10 protein-coding genes are annotated in these 9,843 nt (G+C 71.8%); 5 read left to right on the top strand and 5 right to left on the bottom strand.

The window, feature by feature from the left end; translation table 11 throughout:
- Nucleotides 1-301: YbhN family protein (locus A5714_RS02745; protein ID WP_197502702.1), on the top strand; the 301-nt coding region annotated here is incomplete at its 5' end.
- Between the two features lie 39 nt (nucleotides 302-340).
- Nucleotides 341-826 (top strand): hypothetical protein, encoded by a 486-nt coding sequence (locus A5714_RS02750; protein ID WP_068064890.1) that lies wholly within the window; start codon nucleotides 341-343, stop codon nucleotides 824-826.
- A 1-nt stretch (nucleotide 827) separates the two neighbouring features.
- On the opposite strand, the gene A5714_RS02755 is transcribed toward A5714_RS02750, so the two are convergent.
- The 4 genes from A5714_RS02755 to galT are packed head-to-tail and all read right to left on the bottom strand — an operon-like array spanning nucleotide 828 to nucleotide 4,101.
- On the bottom strand, nucleotides 828-1,523 hold the full coding sequence (locus A5714_RS02755; RefSeq protein ID WP_068064893.1) for a PAS and ANTAR domain-containing protein: 696 nt from the start codon (nucleotides 1,521-1,523) through the stop codon (nucleotides 828-830).
- On the bottom strand, nucleotides 1,508-1,882 hold the full coding sequence (locus tag A5714_RS02760; RefSeq protein WP_156747146.1) for a hypothetical protein: 375 nt from the start codon (nucleotides 1,880-1,882) through the stop codon (nucleotides 1,508-1,510). The genes A5714_RS02755 and A5714_RS02760 overlap by 16 nt, the downstream gene beginning before the upstream one ends.
- 60 nt (nucleotides 1,883-1,942) lie before the next feature.
- Nucleotides 1,943-3,028 (bottom strand): galactokinase, encoded by a 1,086-nt coding sequence (locus tag A5714_RS02765; RefSeq protein ID WP_068282535.1) that lies wholly within the window; start codon nucleotides 3,026-3,028, stop codon nucleotides 1,943-1,945.
- Complete coding sequence (gene galT, locus A5714_RS02770; RefSeq protein ID WP_068282538.1) at nucleotides 3,025-4,101, bottom strand: galactose-1-phosphate uridylyltransferase; 1,077 nt, start codon at nucleotides 4,099-4,101, stop codon at nucleotides 3,025-3,027. The genes A5714_RS02765 and galT overlap by 4 nt, the downstream gene beginning before the upstream one ends.
- Nucleotides 4,102-4,247: 146 nt before the next feature.
- On the opposite strand from galT, the gene A5714_RS02775 reads away from it, so the two are divergent.
- Nucleotides 4,248-6,392 (top strand): FUSC family protein, encoded by a 2,145-nt coding sequence (locus A5714_RS02775; protein WP_082959540.1) that lies wholly within the window; start codon nucleotides 4,248-4,250, stop codon nucleotides 6,390-6,392.
- Nucleotides 6,393-6,401: 9 nt separating this feature from the next.
- Here the strand turns inward: A5714_RS02775 and A5714_RS02780 are convergent, their stop codons facing one another.
- Complete coding sequence (locus A5714_RS02780) at nucleotides 6,402-7,274, bottom strand: alpha/beta fold hydrolase (RefSeq protein ID WP_068064910.1); 873 nt, start codon at nucleotides 7,272-7,274, stop codon at nucleotides 6,402-6,404.
- Between the two features lie 98 nt (nucleotides 7,275-7,372).
- Between A5714_RS02780 and A5714_RS02785 the strand changes: the two genes are divergently transcribed.
- Together A5714_RS02785 and A5714_RS02790 are read left to right on the top strand one after the other, a co-directional pair.
- The gene (locus A5714_RS02785; RefSeq protein WP_068282544.1) at nucleotides 7,373-8,251 is read left to right on the top strand and encodes an NYN domain-containing protein; all 879 of its coding nucleotides are present in this window, start codon (nucleotides 7,373-7,375) and stop codon (nucleotides 8,249-8,251) included.
- Nucleotides 8,252-8,338: 87 nt separating this feature from the next.
- A complete protein-coding gene (locus A5714_RS02790) occupies nucleotides 8,339-9,700 on the top strand; it encodes a hypothetical protein (RefSeq protein WP_068282546.1) in 1,362 nt (453 codons plus the stop codon).
- Nucleotides 9,701-9,843: the final 143 nt, after the last annotated feature.

The raw sequence follows: 9,843 nt of genomic DNA on the forward strand, positions 1-9,843 counted from the left end.
CGGAACGACGCTGGGGGCCGCGCTGGCCCTGTGGGCCAGTGTCGAGGCCTTCGGCGGCGGCACCACGTTCGTCGCGGTCACCGTGGTCACGATGGTCGGCGGGACGCTGGCCTCGGCCGCCCCGACGCCGGGTGGGGTCGGGGCGGTCGAGGCGGCGCTGATCGGTGGGCTCGCCGCCTTCGGGGTGCCCGCGGCGACGGCGGTGCCGTCCGTCCTGCTGTACCGGGTGCTGACCTGCTGGCTGCCCGTCTTCGTCGGCTGGCCGGTGATGCGCTGGCTGACCCAGAACGAGATGGTCTGATCGCGCGCCCCGCCGCGCGAATGGTCCTACGGTGAGCGCATGGCGAAGCAGTCCCACGCGATCGAACCCGGGCACCCGCCGTCGGCCCTGATGCGCCTGGTCAACCCGGTGTTGAGCGCCCTGCTGCGCACCCCGCTGGCGGGTCCGGCGCGCCGGCAGCTGATGGTGCTGAGCTTCACCGGGCGCAAGACGGGCCGGTCGTTCTCGATTCCGGTGAGCGCCCACCTGATCGGCGGCCACCTCTACGCGCTGACCGGCGCGCAGTGGAAGCAGAATTTCCGCGACGGCGCCGAGGCCCGGGTGGTCTACGACGGCGCCACGCGTGCGATGCGCGGCGTGCTGGTCGGCGACCGCGCCGCGGTCACCGACCTGTACCTGCGCTGCGTCGAGTCGTACGGCCTGCGGCGCGCCCAACGGATGATCGGGCTGACGTTCCGCGACCCGCGCATCCCGTCCCGCGAGGAGTTCGCCGAGGCGGTCGACCGGCTGCACCTGGGCGCGGTCCGGCTGACCCCGATCGGCTAGCTCAGACGCTGGTGGGATCGGGCTGCTGCTCGGCGACGCGCAAGTGGGCGGTGAGCAGCCGCTGATCGAACAGGGACCGGGCGCCGACGGCGTCCTTGCCCAGCTCGGCGAAATCCCGGCCGATCTGCTCGGCCAGCACGCCCAGCTTCAGGTTGCGCACCTGCGACAGCGACTTGAGCAGGTTGAAGGCGGCGTCCTCGTCGATGCCGTACACCAGCATCAGCATCCCCTTGGTCCGGTCGATCGCGCCGCGCCGCTCGGCGATCTCGGCGACCTTGGTGCTGATCGCGTCTTCACGCTTGCGGCTGCTGGTGGACGTGACGTCGATGTAGAAGCCGTGCGTGCCGATCACCTGGTCGTCCGCGTCGCAGAACTGGTCACCCACCACGACGACGTGGTGAGTGTTACCGCGGGTGTCGACGATGCGGTGGCGCGTGCTGAACGGTTGGCGGCGCCGGATCATGGTGTCGATGCTCGCCGCCACCTGGGCCCGGTCCGCGGGGTGCTTGTGGGCCAGCACCAGCTCGGTCGTGGGCGTCACCGTCCCGGGTTCGTACCCGTGCATGCGCTGCACCTGCTCGGACCACTCCCAGCGCTGGTCGGCGAAGTAGAACCGGAACCAGCCGGCGCGCTGCGGCGTGCCGCCGGCGAGCGCCTTTTCGATCGCGGCCGCCTGGCCGTCTAGTTGCCACGCCATGGCGCACGCTCCGCGGAGGCGTTGGGAGGTTCGACCGTCGGCTCGGGCGGCGGCGTGCGTCGCCGCAACGCGTCGCTTTCCTGCAGCCGCCGCTCGGAGACCTGGAACAGCTGGCGGGACCGGTCGAGTTGCTGACGCGCCCGCTCGATGGAGCGGGCGGCGGAGCGCTGCAACTCGCGAGTGGCCTCCGCCCTTTCCCGGGCGGCACCGGGTGTTTGCCCGACGCGCTCGCGCAGCGCGTTGACGCGTCGCGCCGTCCTGGCGCGGTGCGCCTTCTGCCGGCACGCCGATGAGCAGTACACGGCGTCGGACCGCCCGGCGAAACCGGTGCCGCACACTGCGCAGAGAATCCCCCTCATATGCGTAACGTTACAACTGAAGGCCGGCGAAATCACAGCTTTCGTTGGATAAACGGCGGGCTACGGCCCCGCGCCCGCGGACGCGCGGGTCCGCCCGATGACCGGCCGCGCAAACCCGGCGTCCTCGGCGGCCCGACGCACCCCCGCGGCGACGGCGTCCGCCCGGTCGGCGGGCGCCAGGGCGATCACGCAGCCGCCGAAGCCGCCGCCGGTCATCCGGGCGCCCAGCGCACCGGCACGCACCGCGCTCTCGGCGATCAGGTCGATCTGCCCGGTGGTGATGCCGAAGTCGTCGCGCATCGATGCATGTGAGGCGGAGAAGATCCGGCCCACTTCGGCGAAGTCGGACCGTTCCAGCGCGGCAACGCAATCCAGCACCCTGGCGTTCTCGCTCAGCACGTGCCGGGCGCGACGGGCGTCGAGCGCGTCGCGCACCGCGGCGAGGGCGGCCGGCCCGCGGTCCTGGGCCTCGCGCAGCGACGACACTCCCACGTCGGCGGCCGCCCGCTCGCACGAGGCGCGCCGCGCCGCGTACTCGCCGCCGGCATGCGCGTGCGGCGCCCGGGAGTCGATCAGCAGCAGCGCGACGCCCGCGGTGTCCGGGTCGAAGCGCACCGGCGCGACGCTGAGGTCTCGGAAGTCGATCAGCAGCGCGGTCGCGGGCTCGCCGAAGACCGCGGCGAGCTGGTCGAGCAGGCCCGTCGGCGCGCCCACGTACTCGTTCTCGGCGCGCTGGGCCAGCCGCGCCTGTTCGGTGGCATCGAGGCGCAGCCCGGCGGCGGACAGCAGCGCGCCGAGCACCGCGCATTCCAGCGCCGCCGAGGAGGACAGCCCCGAACCCATGGGCACGTCGCTGGTGATCGCCAAGGCGCCGCCCGGGACGGCGTGGCCCGCCTCGCGCAGCGCCCACACCACGCCGGCCACGTAGGCGGCCCAGCCGGTCACCGCGCCGGGGGCGGTGTCGAGGGGAATGCGCATCGCGCCGTCGGCGCGATCACTGGTAGCGGTCAGCGCGCCGCTCGCGTCGGGGGTGAAGGCGGCCGTGGTGCGCTGGGGCAGCGCGATGGGCAGGGCGAAGCCCAGGTTGTAGTCGGTGTGCTCCCCGATCAGGTTGATGCGCCCGGGTGCGGAGTGCCGGACCGTCATGCCAGCTCGCGCAGCCGCTGAGCCACCGCCTCGGGCGTGACGTCGGTGATGAAGGCGTCCATCGCCGACTCGGACGCCGCCAGGTACTTGAGCTTGGTGGCGCTGCGCCGGATCGACATCAGCTCGACGTGGAAGTAGCCGTCGGCCTGCGCCTCGGTGTCCGCGTATTGGTGTAGCGCCGCGATGTAGGGCAGCGGCGCGGCGTACATCCGGTCGAACCGTCGCAGCACGTCGAGGTAGGTGGCGACGAAGTCGTCGACCTCGCCCTCGCCGAGGTCGGACAGGTTGCGCACGAACCGGTTGGGGTAGATGTGCACCTCGACCGGCCAGCGCGCCGCGAACGGCACGAATGCGGTGACCGACGCCCCGCGCGCGACGATGCGGCCACCGTCGGCGACCTCGCGCGCCAGCAGGTCGGCGAACAGGTTGGTGCCGTGGCGCTCCCGGTGCAGCCGCGCCTGCTCGAGCATGACCGCGGTGCGCGGCGTCAGGAACGGATAGCCGTAGATCTGGCCGTGCGGGTGGGTCAGCGTCACCCCGATGTCCTCGCCGCGGTTCTCGAAACAGAACACCTGCTCGATGCCCGGGGTGGCCATCAGCTCGCGGGTGCGGTGCCGCCACGCCTCGACCACCAGCCGCGCGTGCCGCGGCTCCAGCTCGGCGAAGGAACCCGTGTGTCGGCTGGAGAAGCAGATCACTTCGGTGCGGCCGGCGCCGGGGGCGCAGGCGAAGACTCCCGGCGGCGGCGCCGCGACCCCGGTCCCGGACAGGCTGGGGAACCGGTTCTCGAAGACCGCGACGTCGTAGTCGGGCGCGGGCACCTCACCGATCAGGCCGGTCGGGTCGGGGCACAGCGGGCACTGCTCGCGCGGCGGCTTGTAGGTGCGGTCCTGGCGCAGCGCCGCGATGATCACCCATTGGCCGGTGCTGGCGTCGAACCGCAACTCGGACCGCTGCGCCTGCCGCGGCGGCAGCGGCCTGCGGTCCGCGACCGGCTGCGGGTGGCGGCCGGGCAGGGCGAAGAAGAGCAGGTCACGGCCATCGGCCAGCTTCGCCCGGGTCGGCGGGGTCACGATGTCGAAGACTAGCTTGGTCGCCGCACAGCACTTCGGGTAACCATGGGGTGTCCGATCACGAGGGGGGTCGTCCGATAGCCGAGTTCATCGAAAAAGCCCGCAACCGGTGGGTGGGTTCCGACCCGGGGTTGCTGCGCCTGCGGATGGCGACCCGGACGACGGCCGCGCTGGGGTGTTCGCTGGCCGCGCTGTTCGTGCTGACCCGGGCGACGGGGCAGCCGCTCACGGTGGCGCTGCTGGGGGTGGTCATCACCATGGTCGCGTCGCGCTCGGTCAACGAGCCGGACCCCCGCCAGCAGCGGATCACGATGGCACTGCTGCCGCTGCCCGCCGCCGCGTCGATCACCGCCGCCGCGCTGCTCGCGGCGCATCCGCTGGCCGCTGACGTCACGTTCGTGGTCGTCGTGTTCGCGGCGGTGTACATCCGCCGGTACGGCCCTCGCGGCCGGGCGCTGGGGATGGTCGCCTTCATGGCGTACTTCTTCACCCTGTACCTGCGGGCCCGCCTGTCCGAGCTGCCGTGGATGATCGGGGCGGTCGCGGTGGGCACCGTGTGCACCTTCCTGATGAGCAGTTACGTGCTGCCCGACCGGCCCGAGCGGGTGCTGGGCGCGACCATCCGCGCGTTGCGGGCGCGGATGGCGATCGTGGTCGACACCGCCGCCGAGGCGGTGCGCACCGGCCGCCTCGACGACAGGCGCCGTCGCCGGCTGGGGCGGCGCACCAACCAGCTCAACGAGACGGCGCTGATGGTGCTCGGTCAGATCGAGGACAAGGCCGACCCGGGTGATCTGTGGCCGGGGGTTACCGTCGAGCAGCTGACGCCCTGGCTGTTCGACGCCGAGCTGTCCGTCGGGTGGGTTGCGACGTCGGGCCGGCAGGTGGCCGCCGTCGCCGGGGAGATCCCGGCGGAGACCCGGGCGGCGATCGTCGCGGCGCTGACGCAGCTGGCCCGCGCGATTCGGCTCCCGCAGCCGCCGGGGCTGCGCCAGGCCGCCAACCAGGCGCAGGGCATTCTCGACCGGCTGCCCGCCGGCTCGGACGACCGCGCCGCGGCGGCCGTGCGGCGGGTCGCGCTGGCGATCATCAACGCGGCCCGGGCGACGGCCGACGTGCGGGCCATCGTCGAACGCGCCGCCACCGGCGAGCTGCCCGTTCCCGCGGCGGCCGATGAGGTGCCGGCGGCGTCGCCCGCCGACGCGCCCGTCGAGGACGTCGAGCCCGGCCGGCAGGGGCTTCTGCCGACCACGCGGCAGGCGATTCAGGTCGCCGTCGCCGCGTCGTTCGCCATCGTCGCGGGTGAGCTGGTGTCCCCCGCGCGCTGGTACTGGGCGGTGATCGCGGCGTTCGTCATCTTCGCCGGGACGAACTCGTGGGGCGAGACCCTGACCAAGGGCTGGCAGCGGCTGCTGGGCACCCTGCTGGGGGTCCCGTGCGGCATCTTGGTGGCCACCCTGTTCGCCGGGAACACGCTGGGCTCGCTCGCCATGGTGTTCGTCTGCCTGTTCTGCGCCTTCTACTTCATGACGGTCACCTACAGCCTGATGACGTTCTGGATCACCACGATGCTGGCGCTGCTCTACGGCCTGCTCGGGGAGTTCAGCTTCGGCGTGCTGCTGCTGCGCATCGAGGAGACCGCGCTCGGGGCGGTCATCGGGGTGGCCGCCGCCATTCTGGTGCTGCCGACCAACACCAGGACGGCCATCCGCCACGACACCCGCGACTACCTGACCGCCTTGTCCACGCTGATCGACGTCGCGGCCGAGCGGATCTGCGGCCACGGCGCCGGCACCAACCCCACCGAGCAGGCGCGGGAGCTGGACCGCGCCCTGCAGCAGTTCCGGGTCACGGCCAAGCCGCTGCTCGCCGGGGTCGCCGGCTTCGCGGGCCGACGCAACATCCGCCGCGGGCTGCGTCTGTTCACCGCCTGTGACCGGTACGGCCGGACGCTGGCGTTGAGCAGCGAGCAACTCGGCGATTCGGGCGGTTCCCGGGAATTGGCCGACTCCTTCGCGGCGGCCGCGACCCACACCCGCCGCAACATCGAGGTCCTGATCGCCATCATCGACGGCGCGCACGGCCAGACCGTCGACACCGCGACCGACGCGCTGGATGCGGCGGAGGCCGTGGCGCGGCACCGCGAGGCGCTCGACGGCGACGAACTCGACACCCGGCGCTTTCTCACCGCCGTGCATTCGTTGCGGCAGATCGAACGGGCCGTCGTCACCGCGTCCGCGCATCTCGGGGGGCGGGAGAGCCTTCGGCAGCCCAGCCGCTCGGCGGGCTGAGTCAGGCGGTCACGGAGCGGGTTGCGGGCTGCCGGCGTCGCGGCGTTCGCAGGTCTCGATGAAGTCCTCGATCAGGTCGACGACCTCGTTGGGCGCTTCGACCTGCGGGAAGTGGCCGACGCCCGGCAGCACCTCGAGCCTGCTGTCCTCGCGCACCTCGCGGGCGGCGTAGGCGTGCTCGACGGGAATGATGCCGTCCCGGTCGCCCCAGATCGCCATGACCGGCAGTTCTTCGCGCAGCCGCAGCCTGCTCAGCGCGCTGACCGCCTGGCCGCGGTAGTCGACCACCGACCGCAGGGTCTTGAGGAAGGACTGGCGGGTCTCGCGGTCCGACAGCGACGAGTAGGCGCTCCACAGCTCCGCCCCGCGCGGCGAGTGGATGCCGGCGCTGCGCAGCCACGACCGCAACGTGTTGCCGACACTGAGCACCGGCTTGGGCGCGATGATCGGCAGCACCAGCTCCGCGCCGGGCGCCGACAACAGCCGCAACACCAGGCCGACGTCGGGGCCCAGGCCGCCGCTGCTGATCAGCACCAGCCGCTTGGCGTAGTCGGGATGCTGGTAGACGAACTGCATCGCGACGCCGCCACCCAGCGACTGGCCGACCAGGGTGGCCTGCCCGACCCCGAGTTCGTCGAGGAAATCGCGCAACCAGACGGCGAACGCGCCCAGCGAGTAGTCGCCACGCGGCTTCGCGGACTCGCCGTGGCCGAGGAGGTCCGGGGCGATCACCCGGAACTTCTTCGACAGCCGCGGGATGACGGATCGCCACGTCTCGGAGCTGCCGGCCATGCCGTGGATCAGCAGCACCGCGTCACCGGCCCCTTCGTCGCGGTAGGCGACGCGGTCACCATGCAGTTCGAGGAACTTCAGCTCGCTCATGGGTCTTGGATACCCCGGATTGGCGGGCTCAGGCCTGTGGCTTTCGTTCGTCCAGCGGGGCGTGGTGACCGCGGGCACACCTCGGCCATGATGAGAACGTGACCGAGCCCGTTGCCGCCCGCGTGGCGGTGTACCTCGACTTCGACAACATCGTCATTTCGCGATACGACCAGGTCAACGGCCGCAATTCGTTCCAGCGGGACAAGGCCAAGGGCCTCGAGCAGTTCCCCGAACGGCTAGGGCGCGCCACGGTCGACGTCGCGGCGATCCTGGACTTCGCGTCGTCGTTCGGGACCCTGGTGCTGACCCGCGCGTACGCGGACTGGTCGGCCGAGGTCAACGCGGGTTATCGGCACCAGCTGGTGGCGCGGGCCGTCGACCTGGTGCAGCTGTTTCCCGCGGCGGCCTACGGCAAGAACGGCGCCGACATCCGGCTGGCCGTCGACGCGGTGGAGGACATGTTCCGGTTGCCCGATTTGACGCACGTGGTCGTGGTGGCCGGCGACTCGGATTACATCCCGCTCGCCCAGCGCTGCAAGCGGCTGGGCCGCTACGTGGTGGGCATCGGGGTGGCCGGCGCGTCGAGCCGGGCGCTGGCGGCCGCCTGCGACGAGTTCGTCGTCTACGACGCGCTGCCCGGCGTTCCCGCGCTGGAGGGCGAGCCCGCGGCCGAGCCCGGCGCCGCGAAGCCGCGCGGCGCGCGTTCGAAGGAGGCCGAGCCCGACGACGCGGCGGACCCCCAGGCGGACGCCACAGCGCTACTGACGCGCGCGCTGCAGATCGGCTTGGAGCGCGACGACGTCGACTGGCTGCACAACTCCGCGGTCAAGGCGCAGATGAAACGCATGGACCCGTCGTTCAGCGAAAGGTCCCTGGGTTTCCGGTCTTTCAGCGATTTCCTGCGGTCGCGGTCGGACGTCGTCGAACTCGACGAGACCTCGACGACGCGGATGGTGCGGCTGCGCGCGCCGCGGTGAGCGCCGCCGCGGCCCCGCGCCCGAGTCGCGGGCGCATTCGCCCGGCTCTACGCTCCTTGGTTACACGAACGTAACGGGGGTCTTTGCATGCGCGCTCTTCGCTGGCCGGCGGTCGGCCGCGTCGTGGTCGCGCCGCGGCGCGCCCTCGCCTTCTCGCTGAGCTGCCTTGCCGCCGCGGCGTGTTCGCACACCGCCTCCCCGCCGCCGCTGACGCCCACCAACTCCACGGCCCACCCGAAGAGCAGCGCGGCCGCGGCCCCGCCGCCCGCCGCCGTGACGGGGCCGCTGGAGAAGGATTGGAAGAGCTACGGCGGGACGGCGTACTTCGGCTGCCCCGAGAAGTACTCCACCGGCAAGTCCGCGCTGGACGACATCCGCCCGAAGGTTTTCGACCCGAAGACCGGGCAGTACGTCACGCCGGGCCTGCCGACGGTGGCGCCGGGCGAGAACCTGACCGGCGCCATCTGCGCGCTGACGGGCGCCGACGACGACATGCGGGCGGTCTACCTGGTGACCACCGTCAAGCCCGCGCAGCCGCCGCAACCCGAGACCACCAAGACGACCGCCTACGCGTTCGACCTCAAATCGAGCCAGCCGCTGGTGACCAAGGAATTGCAACCGCCCGGCCCGGACCTCAAGCTGACCGCGCCCGCCGGATGGGGGCTGGCGTCGACCGCGTCCGGGGTGGCCTGGGTGAACGCCTTCACCGACGGGCACGTTCCGACGGCGCCGCCACGCACCGTCGTCCTGTCCGGTTCCGACTTGGCGATGACGTGGAACGACGCGCAGCCGGCGCGGGCGTGGCAGGACGTGCTCGCGTTTGCGCGCACCACCGACCCGGGCAAGACCTCGGGCGCCGAGCTGCGCCGACCCAACGGCGAAACGATCTTCCAGGACAACGACATTCAAACCGTCGACGCCGAATTGACCGACGGCCCCAACAAACTGGTGAAAATGACGCGATGGGATTCCGTCAACCCACCGGCGTTCTCGACGATGTTCTACGACTTGAACGCCAAATCCGTCATCCGCGTGGGTGATTCGGACCGCATCTCGGGAAGCGGGCTGGCGGCAACGCTCTCCGGCGGAAAGCTGTTCGTCGACGCGCACAATTCCGACAACTCCCAGTTCGGGTTCGGAGTGTGGAACCTGCGCACCCAGCAGTGGGACCTGCTGAAGAGCCGCGACGACGTCAAGAAGCAGCCGATTGCGAAAGTGACCTTCTTCGACGACCACCTGTACATCACCAACACCGGCGGCACCTTCTCGGTGATCGCGCTGCCCGGTCCCGACCCCGTCGCGCCCAACTGGGCGGTGCGCCCCTTCGCCCGGCTGTCGGGCTGGACGTTGGTGTGCCGCGGCGAAACGGCGCCGGCGGCCAACGGGGACTGCAAGGAGATCGTCATGGTGGAAGACCAGGACGGTCACTACCCCGGGCCCTGGTTCTAGACGCCGGCTGACGCCGTGGCCCCCGGCTGCCATAGGCGGTGACCACGGCGTCGGCCGTCACCTCTCCGCTGAGCCAGCTGCAAGCGCAGGAACACGGCATGAGCATGGACGCGCTGACGGCCGCCGAGCCGTGCCCGGCGCCA

This window comes from Mycobacterium sp. E2462 (assembly GCF_001672685.1).
GTDB lineage: Bacteria > Actinomycetota > Actinomycetes > Mycobacteriales > Mycobacteriaceae > Mycobacterium.

Excerpts from the sequence above, each read along its gene's own strand:
- A5714_RS02780 (WP_068064910.1), bottom strand. The coding sequence starts at position 7,274 with ATGAGCGAGCTGAAGTTCCTCGAACTGCATGGTGACCGCGTCGCCTAC.
- A5714_RS02790 (WP_068282546.1), top strand. The coding sequence starts at position 8,339 with ATGCGCGCTCTTCGCTGGCCGGCGGTCGGCCGCGTCGTGGTCGCGCCG.
- A5714_RS02760 (WP_156747146.1), bottom strand. The coding sequence starts at position 1,882 with ATGAGGGGGATTCTCTGCGCAGTGTGCGGCACCGGTTTCGCCGGGCGG.
- A5714_RS02775 (WP_082959540.1), top strand. The coding sequence starts at position 4,248 with ATGGCGACCCGGACGACGGCCGCGCTGGGGTGTTCGCTGGCCGCGCTG.
- A5714_RS02750 (WP_068064890.1), top strand. The coding sequence starts at position 341 with ATGGCGAAGCAGTCCCACGCGATCGAACCCGGGCACCCGCCGTCGGCC.
- A5714_RS02765 (WP_068282535.1), bottom strand. The coding sequence starts at position 3,028 with ATGACGGTCCGGCACTCCGCACCCGGGCGCATCAACCTGATCGGGGAG.
- A5714_RS02755 (WP_068064893.1), bottom strand. The coding sequence starts at position 1,523 with ATGGCGTGGCAACTAGACGGCCAGGCGGCCGCGATCGAAAAGGCGCTC.